Here is a 19,242-nt window from a genome sequence, read left to right as displayed (position 1 = left end):
AATGCTAGAAATGCCCTCAGGACTGAGCGAATTCACTATTTATTTTTTAATTTTTGCAAGTATGGTGACTTCTTTTATAACTTCAGCTTTTGGTATTGGTGGTGGAGCTGTTTTGATAGGACTCCTTGCCCTTAAACTTCCACCTTTTGCGTTATTACCAATACATGGGATTGTCCAAATAGGTTCTAATTTTGGAAGAACAATTATTTTTCTAAAAGAGATAAAAAAAGATGTCTTAATACCTTTTAGTATAGGAACTATTTTAGGCTCTTCCCTCGGAGGAACATTTTTTATTCAAATAGAACCATGGGTACTTCAATTAGTTGTTGCTACGTTCATTTTATGGTCTGTTTTTGGAAAAATTCCTGCAATAGGTGCTACCCATGTTATTTTTGGTGGAATGTTTTCTGGTTTTTTTACAATGTTCTTTGGAGCTTCAGGTACATTGGTAGCAGGAATGGTCAAAACAATGAAATTACAACCAACAAATCATTTAGCTACTCATTCTGCATTAATGACTATTCAGCATTTAACAAAGGTAATTATCTTTGGCTTTGTTGGGTTTGCCTATTCTGAATATTTTCTTCTTATTACAGCTATGATTACAAGTGGTTTTATAGGAACAATCATAGGTAAAAAAATTTTAGTAAAATTTGGTCAAAAATATTTTAAGTTAGTTTTAAACTCTATACTTACTTTAATTGCTATAAATCTTACTTGGAACGCCTTAACTATGAGTGGGTATTTAAATATAGTTTAATTCTTATGTTTAGTAATTAAATTATATAAATAAGGACCACAAAGACCTAAGAAAGCTAAGACAAGAAAAAATGCAGCAAGTGGTTGAGCAAGTATCATCCACCACTGACCATCATACATTTTTAAAGAATGTTGAAGGTTTGTCTCAACCATTTCTCCTAAAATTAATCCAACAGCAATTGGAGCTACTGCAAATCCATGTCTTCTTGCAAAAAAACCAATTACTCCAAAAATTAGAGCTATCCATACATCAACTAAAGATTGTGACAATGCGTACGCCCCAATTACTGACAGGGCAAAAACAATAGGCCATAAGATAGAAATAGGAATTAGAGAAACTCTTGCAAAAACTCTTGCTGCATATAGTCCCAGAGCCATAAACATAAGATTTGCAATCAGCATAGATCCGAATATTTGATAAACTTTTTCTACTTGTTCGGTAAACAAATAAGCACCAGGTCTAAGCCCATGAACCATTAATCCTACTAGGATTATAGCGGTTGTTCCACTTCCAGGAATTCCAAGTACCATTGTAGGCACCATTGCTCCACCAGTTGCGGCATTATTAGCAGCTTCTGCTCCAGCAATACCCTCAACTGACCCTTTACCAAATTCTTCTTTATTTTTTGACCATCTTTTTGCTTCTGAGTAACCAATCATTGAAGCCACTGTAGCTCCTTCGGCAGGGAGAATACCAATAAACGTCCCTATTCCACATGATCTTAATATTGTTTTCCAAATTCTCTTGTAATCTTCTTTTGTGGGTAGTTTTACTGCCTTTAAGGCAACTGTTTCAATAATTTTATTGACTGTTTTTGATTGAACTAGAAGTTCTGATATAGCAAATAGCCCTATAAATACAGGTACAAAGGAAAGACCTTCATATAAATCGTAATTTCCAAACATAAATCTTTCTATTGCAGTTACACGCTCTGAACCAATAGTAGATAACCAGACACCAAAAATTCCACCAATCAGATTTTTAACTGCACCACCTGCACTTATGCTAGCAAGCATTGACAATCCGAAAATGGTTAAAGCAAAATATTCTGGTGGACGAAATTCATAAGCAACTCTAGCTAACAAAGGTGCGGCAATACATAAAACAATAACTGAAAAAACACCTCCAACAGTACTTGAAACTACTGCAATGCCAAGAGCCCTTCCTGCTTCTCCTTTTTGAGCTAAGGGGTATCCATCAAACGTTGTTGCAGCAGCAGCTGATGTCCCCGGTGTATTAATTAGGATTGCAGTTATAGATCCTGCAAAGGTTGCTGAAACATAAATTGTGGACAATACAGCTATCGCTTGCACAGGTTCCATGGTCAGAGTAAAAGGCAACAACAAGGCGGCGCCCGTTGTAGCACCAAGACCTGGCAATACTCCAATAATAACACCCAAAATTGTTGTGGCAAAAATTAAAGTTAATAGATAAGGGTCAGTAAAAACTGACGCCATAGCTGATATTGCTTCAATCATAAAATTATATTCCTAACCATAATAAATATTTGTTAACCAACCTCTAGGGAACCTGACTTGTAAGACATAGTCAAAAAGTAAGAAAATTGAAAGAGGCGTAACTATTGCATTTGTAAGCGAGACCCATACCTTTTTCTGCCCCCATGTCAAACCCATCAAAAACATTACAATAGGTATAGCTACAAACATATCTCCACTTATAAAAATAATAATATAGAAAATTAAAAATAATAGCATGCTCGACCAAGTCGGGAATTTTTCTAGCTCAACTTCTTTTGGGTAAGTTTTATAAAATTGTAAAGATAGAATACCAACAAGTAATAAATTAATAACCATTAAAAATATAGGAAAGGATCTTGCTTGCATACTATCTCCTACTATCATTTCAGGAGAGGTGTCTAATTGCAGAGATAAATAGATTATTACAAAAGAAAATAATGTAAGGAATAGTGGTATTATGTATAATTTTTTCTTCATGATAAAACTTTCAGATGCCCCTAATAGGGGCATCTAAATTAAAAATTTGTTTACTTCAATAATCCCATTTCTTTTAAAGCAGGACCAAATTCACCAACCATAAACTTAATTTGTTTAGCCCAAGGACCTGATGATTGTGGAGATGTATTGTCTAACCCAGAATTTGCTAGGTATGCTTGATACATTGAATGTTTCATAGCTTTTGATAGACCTTTTTCTAACTCAGCTACTCTTGCTGGATCAGCTCCTTTGTGAGTAACAAACCCTCTAGTAGTTGATAGAACAAGATCAATGCCCATTGATTTTGCAGTTTTAGCTTTAGGGATTGGTGCCATAGCATTGTCACCTAAAATTACTAATGGGCATAAATCACCAGCGTCAATTGGGCCGCCAGCTTCAGATAAATTTAATACTCCAACGTCTACAGCGCCAGCTACAACTTGTGTTGCAAGCTCTCCTCCACCTTTAAAAGGAATATATTTAGGCATTTTTTGACCAAGCTTTTTTGCAAATAAGAATGCTGTTATATGGTCTATAGTACCTGTATGAGTTCCACCAAAAGCGATTTTGTCACCCTTTTTCATTCCTGCTACAAATGCTTCAGGAGTTTTATATGGGCTGGTTTTACAATTCACCATTAAGATTTGTGGGTCGTTAGTACCTCTTGCTATAGGTGCCATATCCTCAACTTTTAACTTTGTTTTACCCATTGCCATTGTAATTGCATGACCAACAGTAAAAGTTAAAATAGTATTGCCATCTGCAGGTCTTGTCATGAAATAATTCATAGCAGCGGCACCACCGCCACCTCTTTTATTAACAACAACCATGTCTTGTTTTAATACTCTTCTAGAACGAAGCATCATCATTCTAGAGTTAACGTCAGTACCACCACCGGCACCAGCGTGAGTAACAACTTCAATAGCAGGCTTTTTAGCTGCTAAAGTTGGAGCAGATGTAAATGCTATAGCAGAAACTATAGCAGCTAACCCAGTACCAACCTTAAAAAGTGTAGTAGATTTAATCATTTAATTTCCTCCATAATGATTAACCAGCATTTGCTGGGAGTTGAACTGTCGATTAAACAGCATTTAATAAGTATAAGATACTCATCCCCATTTAAAATATAGTAATTTGTAGTTCAACATATTACTAGTCAAATGAATTGTCTGATTATTACAAAATTCAAATACGAGTCAAGCAGAACCATTAAATACAAATAAGATATTTAGTTAATTGGTTAATTAAAGTTATAATTAATATTTTTATTTATAATTACTTTTATAGGTGTTGGAATTCATATTAGCTCTGTAAATCTCAATAGTTTCAGTTCTACTATATACTTTATTATCTTCTTGCGTTAGAAACTTATCAAGCTGTGGAGTTGCATTAGCTAACTGAACAATTATTGAAATTATTGATATTGGTTCCAAAACTAGTATCCTTTGCCGATAAATTTTGCAAAATTAATGCCAGAGAAAAATTAAAAAATAATATAATTAATAATCTATCGAAAACTTCTATTAAATAGATAAATAAAAAACACACCAAATATCGGTAAAAGTTTATGGAAACGTTAAAATTAATTGAAAAATATAAAGCAACTAATGTTAGTGTGCCTAAGATTATGATTCCATCTATAAGGTCTGATCATGCGGGTGAAACAGGAGCGGTTTGGATTTATCTAGGCGCAAAATGTATCTTTTGGAATAAAAAAATAAAAAAAATGTCAATTGAACATTACGAAACTGAAAAAAATCACTTACTTGTAATGAAACATATATTACCCAAAGCAAACAGAAGTAAACTATTGATTTTGTGGAGAATACTGGGTTTTAGTTTAGGTTTCTTGTCAGCGTTAGGTGGTTATAGAACCTTTTGTATCACTATTCAATCTGTAGAAACTTTTGTAGAAAAACATTACCAAAAACAAATTAAATTCTTATACAAAAACTCTATATCTTTTGATCTTCTCAAAGTTTTAGAAATCTGTTGTGAAGAAGAAGTAGAACATAAAATAGATGCCAAAAGAGATAAAGGAAATTCCAAAAACACCTTGATTGAAAATTTTTGGACTTCAATTATCAGTTCAGGTTCAAGCATTGCTGTGAAGGCCTCAAAATTAATATAGGATAAAAATTATGAAATTAACTAAAGTTTTTTATGATGGTAAATGTGGACTTTGTAGTAAGGAAATAAATTATTACAAAAAAATATCCCCAGACAATATATTTGAGTGGCATGATATTGCAACAAACCCAAAAGCATTGAAGGACATTAAAGTTTCTCAGTATGATGCTTTGATGTTCTTGCATGCACTTGATAAAAATTCAAATTTAAAAATTGGAGTTGATGCCTTTGCACTAATATGGAGCCAACTAAAATATTGGAATATTCTGTCATTTATAGTTAAGTTACCTATTATAAACACACTAGCAAATACTCTTTATAATTTTTTTGCGAAATATAGATTTAAAAAATTAACACACTGTCAGCTAGCTAGTCATGAGGTTCACAAATAATATGTTAAATTGGTTTAAAAATAAGAAAAAGAAACTTGATATAGAGCCAGTTAAAAAAGAATCTCGTTTAGATCAAATGAAAAGAAATCCATATAAAAGGGTTGACAGTGAAAACATGACTGACATTGAAAAAATGGATAAAGGATTTAATGGCAAGACTTTTTCTATAAATGGTATTGATATAGATTTTTAATTCTAAGATTGTTGCATAATTTTTATTACTTTGCCTTTATATAAATAATTATGTATTTTTTGATTCTTTGAAAGAATTTAGGGGATTTAATATGAAAAAATTAACAACTACGCTAGCTACATTAGTTATAATGTCTGCTTCGTCTGTATTTGCCGATGGACATAAGGTAAAAGTAGGTATGATAACAACTCTTTCTGGAGGCGGATCAGGTTTAGGAATTGACGTTAGAGACGGATTTATGCTTGCTGTTAAGGGTAATAAAAATATTTCTGTAATTACTAAAGATGATCAACGTAAACCAGATATCGCAGTACAACTGGCAGATAAAATGATTCAATCAGATAAAGTGGATGTGCTTACCGGAATAATATGGTCGAATCTTGCAATGGCTGTAGTTCCTGCCACTGTAAACCAAGGAAAGTTTTATTTATCTCCAAATGCTGGTCCTTCAAAATTGGCAGGTAAAGGGTGTCACAAGAATTATTTTAATGTTGCTTGGCAGAATGATAATTTGCATGAAGCTGCTGGTGGATATGCTAACTCAGCAGGGTTCAAAAACTCTTTTATTCTTGCTCCTAATTACCCTGCCGGCAAGGATGCACTCACAGGTTATAAAAGGTTTTTTAAAGGAAAATTAGCTGGAGAAGTTTACACTAAACTTGGACAGAAAGATTATGCAGCTGAAATTGCTCAAATAAGAGCATCAGGCGCAGACAGTGTATTTTTCTTCTTACCTGGTGGAATGGGAATTGGTTTTATGAAACAATTTTCACAATCTGGAATCAAATTGCCTGTTGTTGGTCCAGCCTTTTCATTTGATCAAGGTATTCTTAAAGCAGTAGGAGATGCTGCATTAGGAGTGAAAAATACGTCACAATGGTCTAAGGATATTGATAATGCAGCTAATAAAAAATTCGTAAATGATTTTCAAAAAGAGTACGGAAGGCTACCTTCTTTATACGCCTCTCAAGGTTATGATACTGGTAAACTTTTAATATCCGCAATGGCGAAAGCTAAAATTAAAGATATGGATAAATTCAGAAATGAATTAAGAAAAGCTAATTTTTCATCTACAAGAGGTAAATTTAGTTTTGATAAAAATCATCATCCAATTCAAGATATTTATGTACGTGAAGTGATTAAAGAAGGAAAAATTCTTACAAATAAAATTGTATCAGTTGGACTAAAAAATCATTCAAATGTCTATGTCTCTGAATGTAATATGTAAATTATACAACTAGGTGGTTTTCAATAAAGCCACCTAGAATTTATTTTAATGACACTCATTCTCTTTTTTGAACAACTTTTAAACGGCCTGCAATTTGGAATAATGTTGTTTCTGATGTCTGCTGGACTGACCCTTATTTTTGGTGTTATGGGTTTAATTAATTTAGCCCATGGTTCTTTCTACATGATTGGAGCGTTCTGTGCTGCCTTAATTGCAGGTTTGACTGGTTCGTTTTGGCTCGCTCTATTAGGTAGTTTAATAGGTGCGGCAATAGCAGGTGTATTAATAGAAATTATTATAATTAGAAGGTTATACAGAAGAGACCATCTAGATCAAGTCTTGGCAACATTTGCATTGATATTATTGCTGTCTGAAGCAGTAAGATGGATTTTTGGAGCATTTCCATTATATCTGAATATTCCAAATATACTTAATGGAAGTATACCTCTGTTCTTTGAAATAATTTATTCAAAGTATAGATTGTTTATAATCTTAATTGGATTTTTAGTAGCTGTCGGTCTTTACTTACTAATTACTAAAACACGTTTAGGAATTCGTATTAGAGCAGGGCAAAATGACCGTCAAATGATTTCAGCTCTGGGTATTGATATTTCAAAATTATACACAATTGTCTTTGCTATTGGTGCTGGATTGGCTGGATTAGCAGGTGCAATGATTGGAGCAATTCAGTCAGTTGAGGTTGGAATGGGAGAGCCTATTTTGATACTAGCTTTTGTAGTTATTGTTATTGGTGGGATCGGATCAATAAAAGGTGCCTTTATTGGTTCATTACTAGTAGGTGTTACAGACACCTTAGGAAGGGTGTTTTTACCTAACTTTTTAAAAATATTTATGGAGCCTGCCAATGCTACTTCAATGGGCTCTTCAATTGGATCTATGCTAATATATATATTAATGGCTTTAATACTGATAATGAAACCTTCTGGTTTGTTCGGGAAAAATTAAAATGATTACTGAACAGTTTTTCAACAAATGGATTTGGTCTTTTCTTTTAATAATTCCCATATGTGGGTTAATTTTTGATGAACCTTATTACATAACTTTAGCAACAAAAGTAATAATTCTTGGAATTGCTGGAGTTGGTCTAAACTTAGCTCTTGGTTATTGCGGCCTCATTTCTTTTGGGCATGCAGCTTTTTTTGGAGTGGGCGGTTATGTAACTGCTATAATGTCTTATCATGCTATTAATGAAGAAGTCTTGTTTCATTGGCCGTTCGATATTTTTGGAAGCTCAGAAATGTTAATAATATGGCCCTTTGCAATATTTATAAGCTCTTTCTTTTCTTTGATAATAGGTCTGCTTTCCTTGAGAACTAGCGGAGTTTATTTCATAATGATTACTCTCGCGTTTGCACAAATGTTGTATTTCTTTTCTATAAGTTGGCCTAACTATGGGGGTGAGGACGGATTATCTATTTATATGAGAAATTCTTTACCAATGTTAAATACTATGAACCCTCTAACATTTTATTTGATTTGCTTGTCGTGGTTTTTAACTTCAGTCTATATCTCTTATAAATTAATTAATTCACCTTTTGGTATGGCTTTCCAGGCAGTAAAACAAAATGAAGAAAGAGTTAAATCGGTAGGAATAGAAACTTTTAGGGTTAAATTGTTAGTGTTTGTTATATCAGGAGCAATTACAGGTTTAGCCGGCTCTTTATATACAGATTTAAATAGATTTGTAAGTCCTTCGGTTTTAGATTGGCAAACCTCAGGTGAAATAATGGTATTTGTTATTCTTGGTGGTATAGCAAGACTTTATGGTCCTTTAGTTGGAGCTGCATTTTTTATTATACTTGAGCAAACTCTTGGCGCATATACAGATAATTGGCAATTTTGGTTAGGGTTAATCCTTATTTTAGAAATATTATACGCACGTACTGGAATAATAGGATTATTTGATAAGAAAAAACAAAATGAAAAATAAAATTTTAAACATTAAAAATTTGTCAAAATCATATGGTGCTTTCAAGGTTACTGACGAAATTGCAATTGATTTAAATTTTAACGAAATACATGCTCTAATTGGTCCAAACGGTGCTGGTAAATCGACTTTAATAAAGCAAATTGTTGGAAGTGTTAAACATGATATTGGGTCTATAATTTTAGATCAAGAGGACATAACCGATTTAACTGATATTGAAAGGGCAAAAATAGGAATATCGAGAACATTTCAAGTATCTTCTATTATTCCAAAATTTTCTGCATTAGAGAACATTATTCTTTCACTTTTGAATAAGTCTAATAATACTTTTCAATTATTTAAAAGTTTAAAACAAAACAGAGAATTACACTTAAAAGCAAAAAAGATACTTAGGGATATTGACTTAGATAGTAAGAGTGATGAAGTTGCATCGGAACTAAGTCATGGAGACCGGAGGAAGTTAGAAGTTGGTCTAGCATTAGCAATGGATCCTAAAGTTTTTTTATTTGATGAGCCTATGGCAGGGCTAGACGAAATTGGTACAAAAATGATGATAGACTTGTTTAAGAAGATTAAAGCTAATTCTCCTATTTTACTGATAGAACATGATATGGAAGCTGTTTTTGCACTTGCAGATAGAGTCTCTGTGATTGTTTACGGAAAAATAGTAGCAACAGGCACAGTAAAGGAGATAAAATCAAATAAATTAGTTAGAGATGTTTACCTCGGTTATGAAATCTAATGAGTAAGCTATTAGAAGTTAAATCACTTAAATCATGGTATGGAGAAAGTCAGGCTCTATTTGATATCAATTTACAAATTGAAAAAGGAGAAATTGTAGCTTTACTAGGTAGAAATGGAATGGGTAAGTCTACTACAATTAACTCAATTTGTGGTATGGTACATAAATACGAAGGGAATATTAATTTTAACAATGTTTCATTAATTGGAATGCCTAGTTATAGGATTGCTCAATTAGGAATAGGTTTAGTTCCTGAGGGTAGAAGGGCATTTTCAAACTTAACAGTTTTAGAAAATTTAGTTGCTACGGCAGTAGATGGCGAATGGTCTTTATCTGAAATATACAATTTATTTCCAAGATTAGAAGAAAGAAAATTTCAACTGGCTTCATCTTTATCAGGTGGGGAACAACAAATGTTAGTTATTGGAAGAGCTTTGATGACTAACCCAAAATTATTAATTTTAGATGAAGCTACTGAAGGATTGTCCCCAACGGTAAGATTAGAAATTTGGAAAGTTATTGAATTTTTAAAAACTAAAAACATATCAATATTAATTGTTGATAAATCTTTAAAACAATTATTAGATTTAGCAGACAAATTTTATATTATTGAAAAGGGTAAAACGGTTTGGGAAGGTTTTTCACAAAACTTAACTAGCCAAATTGCTCAAAAATATTTAGGTGTATAATCAGACATGATTACATACTAGGTCAATTGTTGATTTAAGTTTTGTAGAAATTTCGTTGATTTCACTTTCATTTATTATAAATGGTGGTGCTATTAATATATGGTCACCTTTACTTCCATCAACAGTACCTTGCATAGGGTAACAAATTAACCCTATATCAAGAGCTTGTTTCTTAATCTTACCTGCAATATTTAGTTTTTTTTGAAAAGGTTCTTTTGTGGACCTGTCTTTAACTATTTCAATTCCTCTAAATAGACCTCTACCTCTAATGTCCCCAACAAATTGATTTTGACCAAGGTGCAGTTCAAGATTTTTTTGCAGGTATTGGCCTTTCTCTTTCACTTGAGAAGAGAAGTTTTCATTTACTAATTTGTTCAAGACTGAGAGTGAAGCAGCACATGCTACTGGATGTCCAAGATAAGTATGTCCATGTTGAAAAAATCCACTTCCATTAGCTATTGCATCATAAATAAAGTTTTGACAGATCATAGCTCCAATGGGTTGATATCCTGCACCTAAGCCTTTAGCAACAGTTAATATGTCAGGGACAACATCTTCGTCGTCACAGGCAAATAATGATCCTGTTCTACCCATTCCGCACATCACTTCATCTAAAATTAATAATACATCATATTTGTCACATATTTCTCTGACACGTTTAAAATATCCTGAAACAGGTGTTAATGCACCTGCAGTAGCTCCAACCACAGTTTCCGCTATAAAAGCCATTACATTTTCGGAGCCTAGATTAATTATTTCCTCTTCTAATTCATTTGCCACTCTTAAACCATACTCTAACTCAGTTTCATCTTGAGTTTGATGCCTATATGGATAACAAGGTGAAATAAGGCTAGTTTCAACAAGTAGTTTTTCAAAAAAAGATCTTCGCCAAATATTTCCTCCTGCTGCCAATGCGCCCAGAGTATTCCCATGATAACTCTGTTTTCTTGAAATGACTTTGTGTTTTTCAGGTTTTCCAATTTCAACAAAGTACTGTCTTGCTAATTTCAGAGATGCCTCAACAGCTTCTGAGCCACTTGAGACAAAATAAACTTTATCTAATCCTTCAGGTGAATGTTTAGCTAAAAGATTTGCCAAAAGTTCAGCTGGCTCACTTGTAAAAAAAGAAGTGTGAGCAAACGCTAATTTTTCTGTTTGTTCTATAATAGCTTTTTGAATTGTTTTATCTGAATGGCCTAGGCAAGATACCGCAGCCCCACCTGATGCATCAAGATATCTTTTCCCTTTTTCGTCAATTATGTAACATCCATCTCCTCCAACTGCATTTGGTAAATCATAACTACTATGTCGAGGGAAAACGTTACTTTTTCTCATTTTGTGTCCTATTGTGTTTATTTCTTCTTCTATGTTGATTCAGGTATATAAGGATGAAAACTAATATTGATGGAATAAAGAATATTTCTTTTGGTAAACGATCATTTTTGTTGATGTAGATTGTTTTTAAAATAACTGGCTTGTCAGCATAAAAATCAAATGTTTTCATTTCTTGAAAAAGAGCTGTACCAGGGAATGGTTCATCCATTATAATATCATTATCATTGACATTCAAAAACAATCCCGCTTTCTCAATCCTTTTATTAACAGGTTCATTTTTATCAAAGATAATAATTGAATTTTGTGAAACTAATTTGTCTGGATTATCAAAATCAGGGCCTACAAACTCAACTCTTACAGTATTGTTTTTATTCAAATTCAAAATGTTATTATTATCTTTTATTAATTCAAAGATTTGATTTCCTTGAATTTTATGAAATGGTTCTTGGATTTTGTCTAACCAGAAATCAGGTCGAAAAAGACTAAAAGAAATAACAACAAGTAATATAGTTTCATATATTTTATTTTTAACAATCATATGATTTTGAATAGCTGAACAAAAAGCTAACATTGCCAACACTACTGTAATGATAGTGAGAAGTCCTGATATAAAACCTATGTTAAACAAAAGAATATCAGTATTAAAAATAAACATAAAAGGAAGAATGGCAGTCCTGATATCATAGCTAAAACCCTGGATACCTGTCTTTATAGGATCACCTTTAGATATTGCTGCAGCTGCAAAAGCAGCTAACCCAACTGGAGGTGTGTCGTCTGCTAATATTCCAAAGTAAAAGACAAAAAGATGAACCGCAACAAGAGGTACTATTAATCCATTTTGAGCTCCTACCATTACTATTACTGGTGCCATTAGAGAGGAAACAACTATATAATTAGCTGTAGTAGGTAGTCCCATTCCTAAAATTAAACTCATAAAAGCAACTAATACCAGCATGAGTACTAAGCTTCCTGAAGATACAGTTTCTACAAATTCACCTATAAACTGATGAGCTCCAGTCAATGACACTGTTCCAATAATAACTCCAGCAATTCCAGTAGCAATAGATATAGTTATCATGCTTCGCGCACCTTTTTGTAACCCCTCTATCAGATCAAGTGCTCCTTGTTTAAATGGATCAAAAGTTAACTTTTTATATCTAAAAAAAGTTTTTAAGGGGTTTTGAGTTAATAAAACAAAAATAATGGATAAGCTTGCCCAATATGCTGATAGTGAAGGAGACAATCTACTAATTAGAACACACCATAATAAAACAACTATTGGTAGAAGGTAATGGTATCCAGTAGCAGCTACTGATTTTACTGATGGTAGATTGTTCAGTTCTTTATCAGTTAATCCAATTTCTAGGTCAGGTTTTTTTGAAGCAATCCAAATACAAAATAAGTATAATATTAAAAACAAGCTAATTGCCAACAGGAATGTAAAGGTAGAACTAAAATTGTTAGTCCATGAAAATAAAAAATTAATAATAAATCCAATACTGCCTAAGGCTGTAAAACCAAAAATAAAGCTAGTGAATTTGTTTAAAAAAGATCTTGCAGGTGTATTCCTTTTAAGTCCTTTTAAACCAAGCTTTATTACTTCAAGATGAACTATATAAAAAAGAGCAACATAAGAAGCTAAGGCTGGTAGAGCAGCGTACTTGATAAGATCAAAATAGCTGACGTCCGTAAATTCAGAAATTAAGAATGCAGCTGCTCCCATAACTGGAGGTGTCAATTGTCCATTTGTTGATGATGCTACTTCGATAGCACCAGCTTTTTCTGATGAAAAACCTGTTTTTTTCATTAAAGGTATTGTAAAGGTTCCAGTTGTTACAACATTTGCAATTGATGAACCTGAATATATTCCTGATAAGCCTGACGCTACAACTGCCGCTTTAGCAGGCCCACCTCGCAAATGACCAAGTGTTGCGAATGACAGTTTAATGAAATAGTTACCAGCACCTGATTTTTCTAATAAAGCTCCAAATAATACAAACAAAAAAATCATTGAGGTTGACACACCAAGAGCGACACCAAAAACTCCCTCGGTTTGCATCCAAAAATGCCAGGACGCTTTGTTTAATGAAGCTCCTTTCCATTTCATGGATTCAGGAAAAAAATCTAGATGCCCAAACATGACGTAAAATATGAATAAACTGGCTACTATTAATAAAGGCAACCCAAGAGATCTATATACTGCAATTCCAATACAGATCATTCCTGTTATAGAAAAGAACACGTCTATGCTTGTTGGCAATCCTGCCCTATTTGAAATATCTAGTTTATAAATATACAAATAAATGCATGCACTGACAGCCAAAGCGGCTAAAAAAAATTGGCTAAATTTGTCTAAGATAGGGTTGATTTTATTAATAGCAGGATATGCTAATAATCCCAAGCCAAGACCAAAAGCAAGGTGTATTTGTCTAGCCTCTTGACTATTAAATACGAGGTTTAGTTTTGTTATTTCACTTAAGTAAAAAGGAAAATCTGAAGCCAACCAAAGTTGAAAAAGAGACCAAAGTAGGCAAATAAAGGAGATAGCTTTTCCAAATGAAGGTTCACGACTTTTATATTTTCTGGGTAATAAAATTGATTCAGATTTCATCATATTTGTGTTTCTTAAAATCTTTCATCAAGGTCAAGTTAAAAGAGCACAGACACTATTTGTGTCTGTGCATATTAATTTTATTACATCCAACCACGTTCTTTGTAATACTTTATAGCTCCTGGATGAAGAGGAGCAGAAAGACCATCTTTAATCATTTGTTTTTCGTTCAAATTCTTAAATGCAGGATGCAATTTTTTGAAATCTGAAAAATTATCAAAAGTTGCTTTAACAATAGTGTACACAACCTTTTCAGAAACATCTGCAGAAGTTATAACAGTCGCTCCAACTCCAAAAGTAGTTGTTTTGTTAGGAGATCCAGCATACATGCCACCAGGAACTTCTGCTACTCTGTAAAACGAATTATCTTTAATTAGTTTATCAATAGGAGCTCCTTTAACAGAAACTAGCTGAACGTCACAACTTGATGCTGCTTCTTTGACAGCTGCTGCAGGGTGACCTACGGTGTATATCATGGCTTCTATCTTACCATCGCAGATTGCTTGAGCCATTTCAGAACCTTTAAGTTCAGCAGCTAATGAAAAATCACTCATTTTCATTCCAAATGATTCCATTACAACTTCCATTGTTGCTCTTTGACCAGAACCAGGATTACCTACATTTACTTTCTTTCCTTTTAAGCCTTCAAATGAAGTAATTCCAGAGTCTTTTCTAACTATTAAAGTGAATGGCTCTGGGTGCACTGAAAAAACTGCACGAAGTTTATCGAATTTACCTTTATCTTTAAACTTAGAAGTTCCTCTATATGCATGGTATTGCCAATCAGATTGTGCAACTCCAAATTCTAATTCTCCAGCACGTACTGTATTTATATTATAGACAGATCCACCAGTTGATTCTGCAGAGCAACGAATACCATGTGATTTTCTATCTTTATTGACTAGTCTGCAAATTGCACCACCAGTTGGATAATACACTCCAGTAACTCCACCTGTACCTATTGATACAAACTGTTGAGCAGATGCCTCTGCTAGTGTCATGGCTGCAAAACCAGCAACAACACCTCCAACTATTAATTTTTTAAAATTCATAATTTTTCTCCCTAGTAATTTTTTAAAAATTCATAATACAATATTTTATGGACAAAACAATTGTTATATTTTTATAATTAATGTTACATTTGTAACATAGATAATTCTTGAGATTTTATTAATGATTTTATCAAAAAAAATTAAACAATATTATAAAGAACTTACTCCAAAGCTGAAACAAGCAAGTAAATCAATACTTAATAATTTAAATCAAATTCCTTTTCAAACAATTAGGGAAACAGCTAACCAGGCAAATGTATCTGTCTTAACTATATCAAGGCTCAATAAGATTTGGGGGTATAATGGGTATGTTGACTTTCAGTCACAGGTCAGATTGGAGTTTTATCCACCAGAATATAACACAAATGACATTCAACCAGACGTTTTAAATCATTCTATTTTATCAGCGGCAAAAATTTTAACTGAATCAGAAAGTGTTTATATTTCTGGCTTTAGGAGTGCAAAATCTTTTGCGCTTTATATGAATTACATGGGAAGAATGGTTTTTGATAATTTTTTTTTAATGCCTGATTCAGGTTTGTCGGCTGCTCAAGATTTAGCACATTTGAGCAGTAAGAATTTATTAGTAGCTTTTTCTACAACACCATATTCAACAGAAACTGTAAGATTGATTAAAACTGCTAAGTCATTAAATATCAAAACATTATCCTTTACGGATAGTGTTTTATCTCCCCTTGCTCAGCATTCTGACTATTATGTTGAAGTCAAAATAATGAAAGAAAATAAGTTATTTAAAATGGCACCAATGTTAACAGCCATTGAACAAGTATTAGAAGCAAGTTTTGGTATTCTTGGAAAAGATGCTGACAAGAAAATTGACTATTTTGAGCAAAGAATCAAAGCTATTAATGGTTATTGGTAGAGTTTATTGAAAAAATAAATGAATACTGCAATAAATTAGGGCATCTAGATCCTAATTTTAGCAGTGAGTAATTCGCAACATTCAATAGAGGAAAAACGCGAACAAAAATTTTAATTAATATCAATACTCTAGTTTTTAAAAAAATATTAAACTATTAATTTTATTAAATTTTTGTATGTTATTGTTATTTAAAAATATTATCAAAATCTTTTTGGAATAATAAATGTTAAAAATAGCAACAAGAATTGATGTTCTTTTAAGAGCATTTAAAATGGCTTCGATAGTTGGAATAGTATTAGCTATCATTAATCATGGAGACCACATTTTACTTGGAACGATGACTTATAATAATTGGATTAAAATTTTATTTACATTTTGCGTTCCTTTTTGTGTGTCCACAATTTCATCAGTTCTTGCGATTAGAAGAGAGCAAAGTTTTGGTGAGTAAGACGAAGCATATACAGATAAAAAAAATCATTTATATTTATTTTGGGCTTTTGATTGTATTTTCATTCTTTGGAAAAAGTTATGGTAAAGTTGCACAACAAGACTATTTTTTTGAAGTCCAATTTGGAAATCTTATTGTTGGAAAAGCTGAAGTTTCATTAATAAATGATGAAAAAAAAATACTTGTAAAAGCCAAAACAAAAACTGCTGGATTTTTGAATACTTTTTTTGAATACCAAGGAGAATTAAGTTCTTGGTCTATAAAAAACAGAGAAGCTTGGAAACCTCACAAATTTTCAACTAATGGTTTTTTTAAAAATAAAAATCGATTTTCAGAACTTAGCTGGGACAAAGATAATTCAGTAAGTTATAAAATTAATCCAGTTTTAGATTTAAAAGAAGTTTATGATGTAGATCAATCAAGTCTTAAAAATGTTATGGATCCTTTAACATCTATTATAAATGTTATTGAAAATATTAAAAATACAAAAACTTGTGATCAAAGCTTTAAAATTTTTGATGGTAGAAGACGGTATGATTTAAAAATAAAAAGTTTAGGCAAAGAAAATCTAAAAAATGATAGGCCAAAATCATTCTCTGGTAATGCGACAATATGTGGTGTCAAAATGATTCCAATAGGAGGGCACAGATTAAATAGCAAATGGAAACCAAAAGAAGATAAATTTAGAGATTTCAAAATATATTTTGGGAAAACTTCTTCTGGATTACTGTTTCCAGTTAGGGTGAACCTAGAAAGATGGTTCGGAACAGTTGTCGTGCGTCTTATAAATAAGAATATATAGATGATAAAACTTGGTTTAATTGGAAAAAATATACAATCATCTCAAGCACCGGACATACATAAACGTCTTGGAAAATTATTTAAAATCTCTCTTAATTATCAAATTTTTGATTTGAATGAAAATGATAAAATTCAATTTTCCGATCAGTTACTAAAATTAAAGGAATTAGATTTTTCTGGAGTGAATATTACTTTTCCATTTAAAGAAGAAGTTATGAAATATGCTGATATAATTAATCTGAGCTCATCAACTGTAAAGTCATCAAACACGCTTCTTTTTAAAGAAAAAATTTTTGCTGAAAACACAGATTATACAGGTTTTTTAAGAAGTTACGAATTTCATTTTAATAAAAACAAACCTAAAAAAATATTGGTGTTAGGTGGAGGGGGTGTTGGAAGAGCTATCACATTTGCCTTAGGATCATTAGATGTTGAACATATTTATTTATATGAAAAAGACCAATTAAGGGGTCAAAATTTAATAAAAGACTTAGAATTTTTAAAAATAAGTTGCACTCTAATTAATAGTGATAAACTAGAAAAAACATTATTTGAAGTTCAAGGTATAGTTAACTGTACACCTGTTGGACACTTCGATTTTCCAGGTTGTCCTTTAGGTGAATTATTACCAAGCAATCATCACTGGATATTTGATGTAATCTATACGCCTGCAAAAACAGATTTGTTAATAAAAGGTGAAAAAGTAGGTGCAAAGATAATCTCTGGAATAGACCTTTTTATCTTTCAAGCCCTAGATGCTTTTTTATTATTTTGTGGAGATAAAATTGATAAAGATCATATATCAAAACAAATTCTTTTTTTAAGACAACATTATTTTAAATTACTTTATAAATAGTCTTAGAACTAATTTTGAAAAACTATCTCTTCTGATAAGAGTTCGTTTATAGCATCTTCACTATATCCAGCTTCCATCAAAATTTCTTTAGTGTGCTGGCCTATAAAAGGAGGTTTATGTTTAACGCCAACAGATTGAGATCTACTAAATTTAATAGGTGAAGAAACGCCTTTATAATCATCTTTGCTAATAGTCATTTCTCTTTCTTGTGTTTGAGGATGTTTAATAGCTTCTTCAATATTTCTAACCGGCCCTGCTGGAATACCTGCAGCCAACAATTTTTCAGAAAATTCAACCCCATCTACATCACTTAGCGCATCTTCTAAATATTTAGTTAAAGCCAACCGATTTTCAACTCTGTCTCCATTTGAAAGAAATCGTTCATCAGTAATAAGATGATCTAAATTCAGTGCTTTACATAATCGGGCAAATCCAGCGTCGTTTCCAATACCCATGAAAATTTCATTTGTTGCTGTCTTAAATTTATCGTAAGGAGCAATATTTGGATGTGCATTTCCAGTAGCTTTTCCAGGTTTGTTTGATAAAAAGTAATTTCCTGTATGAGGATGCATCAGAGCTAAAGCTGAATCGTATAGAGACATATCTAAAAATTGACCTAGTCCAGATTTATTTCTTTCTTGAATAGCCATTAAAATACCTATTGTTGCATATAATCCTGTCCCCATATCAACCACTGGAGCACCAACTCTTACATCACCCCCATCTGCATGTCCGTTTATAGACATCATACCAGTCATTGCTTGAACAATAGCGTCATACCCTGGTGCCCCTCCAAGAGGACCAGTTGCTCCAAACCCAGATATTCGACAGTGAATTAATTTTGGAAACTTTTTCTTTAATACGTCTTCATATCCTAATCCCCATTTTTCCATGGTTCCAGTTTTAAAGTTTTCAATAACTATATCCGAAGACTTAAGAAGCTCTAAAATTAAATTCTTCCCGCTTTGTTTAGTTAAATCAATTGCAATAGATTTTTTATTTCTGTTTACATTAATGAAATAAGAAGCCATTTCATTTATGAAAGGAGGCCCCCAACCTCTTACCTCATCCCCAATTTTAGATTCAACTTTAATTACCTCAGCTCCATGATCGGCAAGAATTTGTGTGCAGTAAGGTCCTCCAAGAACTCTTGTAAGGTCTAAAACTTTAATGCCATTTAAAGCATGTGTTATTATATCATTTTGATTTGTCATTTTCT

The 19,242-nt window shown here is 32.4% G+C and carries 21 protein-coding genes; 13 read left to right on the top strand and 8 right to left on the bottom strand.

Annotated elements, in window-relative coordinates:
- Nucleotide 1: 1 nt before the first annotated feature.
- A complete protein-coding gene (locus ABXT66_RS09900; protein ID WP_443643343.1) occupies nt 2–760 on the top strand; it encodes a sulfite exporter TauE/SafE family protein in 759 nt (252 codons plus the stop codon).
- Here ABXT66_RS09900 and ABXT66_RS09895 read toward each other — a convergent pair.
- The 4 genes from ABXT66_RS09895 to ABXT66_RS09880 all read right to left on the bottom strand — a co-directional run bounded on the left by ABXT66_RS09895 (nt 757) and on the right by ABXT66_RS09880 (nt 4,148).
- Nucleotides 757–2,238, bottom strand: coding sequence for a tripartite tricarboxylate transporter permease (locus ABXT66_RS09895; protein WP_443643342.1), 1,482 nt, complete (start codon nt 2,236–2,238; stop codon nt 757–759). The two genes, ABXT66_RS09900 and ABXT66_RS09895, sit on opposite strands and share 4 nt — an antisense overlap.
- Before the next feature lie 12 nt (nt 2,239–2,250).
- The gene (locus ABXT66_RS09890; protein WP_443643341.1) at nt 2,251–2,715 is read right to left on the bottom strand and encodes a tripartite tricarboxylate transporter TctB family protein; all 465 of its coding nucleotides are present in this window, start codon (nt 2,713–2,715) and stop codon (nt 2,251–2,253) included.
- Nucleotides 2,716–2,765: 50 nt separating this feature from the next.
- The gene (locus tag ABXT66_RS09885) at nt 2,766–3,743 is read right to left on the bottom strand and encodes a Bug family tripartite tricarboxylate transporter substrate binding protein (RefSeq protein ID WP_443643340.1); all 978 of its coding nucleotides are present in this window, start codon (nt 3,741–3,743) and stop codon (nt 2,766–2,768) included.
- A gap of 237 nt (nt 3,744–3,980) precedes the next feature.
- On the bottom strand, nt 3,981–4,148 hold the full coding sequence (locus ABXT66_RS09880; RefSeq protein ID WP_443643339.1) for a hypothetical protein: 168 nt from the start codon (nt 4,146–4,148) through the stop codon (nt 3,981–3,983).
- Between the two features lie 134 nt (nt 4,149–4,282).
- Between ABXT66_RS09880 and ABXT66_RS09875 the strand changes: the two genes are divergently transcribed.
- The 8 genes from ABXT66_RS09875 to ABXT66_RS09840 all read left to right on the top strand — a co-directional run bounded on the left by ABXT66_RS09875 (nt 4,283) and on the right by ABXT66_RS09840 (nt 10,037).
- A complete protein-coding gene (locus ABXT66_RS09875; RefSeq protein WP_443643338.1) occupies nt 4,283–4,846 on the top strand; it encodes a demethoxyubiquinone hydroxylase family protein in 564 nt (187 codons plus the stop codon).
- 10 nt (nt 4,847–4,856) lie between these two features.
- Entirely contained in the window at nt 4,857–5,237 is a 381-nt protein-coding gene (locus ABXT66_RS09870) for a thiol-disulfide oxidoreductase DCC family protein (RefSeq protein WP_443643337.1), read from the top strand.
- A gap of 1 nt (nt 5,238) precedes the next feature.
- Nucleotides 5,239–5,430 (top strand): hypothetical protein, encoded by a 192-nt coding sequence (locus ABXT66_RS09865; protein WP_443643336.1) that lies wholly within the window; start codon nt 5,239–5,241, stop codon nt 5,428–5,430.
- Nucleotides 5,431–5,521: 91 nt separating this feature from the next.
- On the top strand, nt 5,522–6,658 hold the full coding sequence (locus tag ABXT66_RS09860; RefSeq protein WP_443643335.1) for an ABC transporter substrate-binding protein: 1,137 nt from the start codon (nt 5,522–5,524) through the stop codon (nt 6,656–6,658).
- Between the two features lie 48 nt (nt 6,659–6,706).
- The gene (locus ABXT66_RS09855) at nt 6,707–7,624 is read left to right on the top strand and encodes a branched-chain amino acid ABC transporter permease (RefSeq protein WP_443643334.1); all 918 of its coding nucleotides are present in this window, start codon (nt 6,707–6,709) and stop codon (nt 7,622–7,624) included.
- Between the two features lies 1 nt (nt 7,625).
- On the top strand, nt 7,626–8,609 hold the full coding sequence (locus ABXT66_RS09850; RefSeq protein WP_443643333.1) for a branched-chain amino acid ABC transporter permease: 984 nt from the start codon (nt 7,626–7,628) through the stop codon (nt 8,607–8,609).
- The gene (locus ABXT66_RS09845) at nt 8,599–9,348 is read left to right on the top strand and encodes an ABC transporter ATP-binding protein (protein WP_443643332.1); all 750 of its coding nucleotides are present in this window, start codon (nt 8,599–8,601) and stop codon (nt 9,346–9,348) included. Before ABXT66_RS09850 ends, ABXT66_RS09845 begins: the two co-directional genes overlap by 11 nt.
- Nucleotides 9,348–10,037: an ABC transporter ATP-binding protein gene (locus ABXT66_RS09840; RefSeq protein WP_443643331.1), complete on the top strand. Its 690-nt coding sequence runs from the start codon at nt 9,348–9,350 to the stop codon at nt 10,035–10,037. The genes ABXT66_RS09845 and ABXT66_RS09840 overlap by 1 nt, the downstream gene beginning before the upstream one ends.
- Here ABXT66_RS09840 and ABXT66_RS09835 read toward each other — a convergent pair whose 3' ends face one another.
- The 3 genes from ABXT66_RS09835 to ABXT66_RS09825 form a co-directional block, all read right to left on the bottom strand.
- A complete protein-coding gene (locus ABXT66_RS09835; protein ID WP_443643330.1) occupies nt 10,038–11,372 on the bottom strand; it encodes an aspartate aminotransferase family protein in 1,335 nt (444 codons plus the stop codon).
- Complete coding sequence (locus ABXT66_RS09830; RefSeq protein WP_443643329.1) at nt 11,359–13,986, bottom strand: TRAP transporter permease; 2,628 nt, start codon at nt 13,984–13,986, stop codon at nt 11,359–11,361. Before ABXT66_RS09830 ends, ABXT66_RS09835 begins: the two co-directional genes overlap by 14 nt.
- Nucleotides 13,987–14,066: 80 nt before the next feature.
- A complete protein-coding gene (locus ABXT66_RS09825) occupies nt 14,067–15,035 on the bottom strand; it encodes a TAXI family TRAP transporter solute-binding subunit (protein WP_443643328.1) in 969 nt (322 codons plus the stop codon).
- Nucleotides 15,036–15,156: 121 nt separating this feature from the next.
- Here ABXT66_RS09825 and ABXT66_RS09820 point away from each other — a divergent pair, with 121 nt between their 5' ends.
- The 4 genes from ABXT66_RS09820 to ABXT66_RS09805 all read left to right on the top strand — a co-directional run bounded on the left by ABXT66_RS09820 (nt 15,157) and on the right by ABXT66_RS09805 (nt 18,023).
- A complete protein-coding gene (locus tag ABXT66_RS09820; protein WP_443643327.1) occupies nt 15,157–15,918 on the top strand; it encodes a MurR/RpiR family transcriptional regulator in 762 nt (253 codons plus the stop codon).
- A 223-nt stretch (nt 15,919–16,141) separates the two neighbouring features.
- Complete coding sequence (gene nrtS / locus ABXT66_RS09815; protein ID WP_443643326.1) at nt 16,142–16,366, top strand: nitrate/nitrite transporter NrtS; 225 nt, start codon at nt 16,142–16,144, stop codon at nt 16,364–16,366.
- Nucleotides 16,359–17,168: a DUF3108 domain-containing protein gene (locus ABXT66_RS09810; protein WP_443643325.1), complete on the top strand. Its 810-nt coding sequence runs from the start codon at nt 16,359–16,361 to the stop codon at nt 17,166–17,168. The genes nrtS and ABXT66_RS09810 overlap by 8 nt, the downstream gene beginning before the upstream one ends.
- Complete coding sequence (locus ABXT66_RS09805; protein WP_443643324.1) at nt 17,169–18,023, top strand: shikimate dehydrogenase family protein; 855 nt, start codon at nt 17,169–17,171, stop codon at nt 18,021–18,023.
- Between the two features lie 8 nt (nt 18,024–18,031).
- Here the strand turns inward: ABXT66_RS09805 and ABXT66_RS09800 are convergent, their stop codons facing one another.
- Nucleotides 18,032–19,237 carry a CaiB/BaiF CoA transferase family protein gene (locus ABXT66_RS09800; RefSeq protein ID WP_443643323.1) on the bottom strand — a complete coding sequence of 402 codons (1,206 nt, stop codon included), beginning with the start codon at nt 19,235–19,237 and terminating at the stop codon, nt 18,032–18,034.
- Between the last annotated feature and the right edge of the window lie 5 nt (nt 19,238–19,242).

This window comes from Candidatus Levibacter sp. Uisw_134_01 (assembly GCF_047717795.1).
Lineage (GTDB): Bacteria > Pseudomonadota > Alphaproteobacteria > Puniceispirillales > Marisalimonadaceae > Marisalimonas.
This window is presented reverse-complemented; position numbering and strand designations above follow the sequence as displayed.

What these genes read in the sequence shown, in the direction of transcription:
- ABXT66_RS09850 (WP_443643333.1), top strand. Translation starts at nt 7,626, where the DNA reads ATGATTACTGAACAGTTTTTCAACAAATGGATTTGGTCTTTTCTTTTA.
- ABXT66_RS09860 (WP_443643335.1), top strand. Translation starts at nt 5,522, where the DNA reads ATGAAAAAATTAACAACTACGCTAGCTACATTAGTTATAATGTCTGCT.
- ABXT66_RS09840 (WP_443643331.1), top strand. Translation starts at nt 9,348, where the DNA reads ATGAGTAAGCTATTAGAAGTTAAATCACTTAAATCATGGTATGGAGAA.
- ABXT66_RS09870 (WP_443643337.1), top strand. Translation starts at nt 4,857, where the DNA reads ATGAAATTAACTAAAGTTTTTTATGATGGTAAATGTGGACTTTGTAGT.
- ABXT66_RS09895 (WP_443643342.1), bottom strand. Translation starts at nt 2,238, where the DNA reads ATGATTGAAGCAATATCAGCTATGGCGTCAGTTTTTACTGACCCTTAT.
- ABXT66_RS09825 (WP_443643328.1), bottom strand. Translation starts at nt 15,035, where the DNA reads ATGAATTTTAAAAAATTAATAGTTGGAGGTGTTGTTGCTGGTTTTGCA.
- ABXT66_RS09890 (WP_443643341.1), bottom strand. Translation starts at nt 2,715, where the DNA reads ATGAAGAAAAAATTATACATAATACCACTATTCCTTACATTATTTTCT.
- ABXT66_RS09900 (WP_443643343.1), top strand. Translation starts at nt 2, where the DNA reads ATGCTAGAAATGCCCTCAGGACTGAGCGAATTCACTATTTATTTTTTA.
- ABXT66_RS09820 (WP_443643327.1), top strand. Translation starts at nt 15,157, where the DNA reads ATGATTTTATCAAAAAAAATTAAACAATATTATAAAGAACTTACTCCA.
- ABXT66_RS09805 (WP_443643324.1), top strand. Translation starts at nt 17,169, where the DNA reads ATGATAAAACTTGGTTTAATTGGAAAAAATATACAATCATCTCAAGCA.
- ABXT66_RS09800 (WP_443643323.1), bottom strand. Translation starts at nt 19,237, where the DNA reads ATGACAAATCAAAATGATATAATAACACATGCTTTAAATGGCATTAAA.
- ABXT66_RS09855 (WP_443643334.1), top strand. Translation starts at nt 6,707, where the DNA reads ATGACACTCATTCTCTTTTTTGAACAACTTTTAAACGGCCTGCAATTT.
- ABXT66_RS09865 (WP_443643336.1), top strand. Translation starts at nt 5,239, where the DNA reads ATGTTAAATTGGTTTAAAAATAAGAAAAAGAAACTTGATATAGAGCCA.
- ABXT66_RS09875 (WP_443643338.1), top strand. Translation starts at nt 4,283, where the DNA reads ATGGAAACGTTAAAATTAATTGAAAAATATAAAGCAACTAATGTTAGT.
- ABXT66_RS09885 (WP_443643340.1), bottom strand. Translation starts at nt 3,743, where the DNA reads ATGATTAAATCTACTACACTTTTTAAGGTTGGTACTGGGTTAGCTGCT.
- ABXT66_RS09835 (WP_443643330.1), bottom strand. Translation starts at nt 11,372, where the DNA reads ATGAGAAAAAGTAACGTTTTCCCTCGACATAGTAGTTATGATTTACCA.
- ABXT66_RS09845 (WP_443643332.1), top strand. Translation starts at nt 8,599, where the DNA reads ATGAAAAATAAAATTTTAAACATTAAAAATTTGTCAAAATCATATGGT.
- nrtS (WP_443643326.1), top strand. Translation starts at nt 16,142, where the DNA reads ATGTTAAAAATAGCAACAAGAATTGATGTTCTTTTAAGAGCATTTAAA.
- ABXT66_RS09830 (WP_443643329.1), bottom strand. Translation starts at nt 13,986, where the DNA reads ATGATGAAATCTGAATCAATTTTATTACCCAGAAAATATAAAAGTCGT.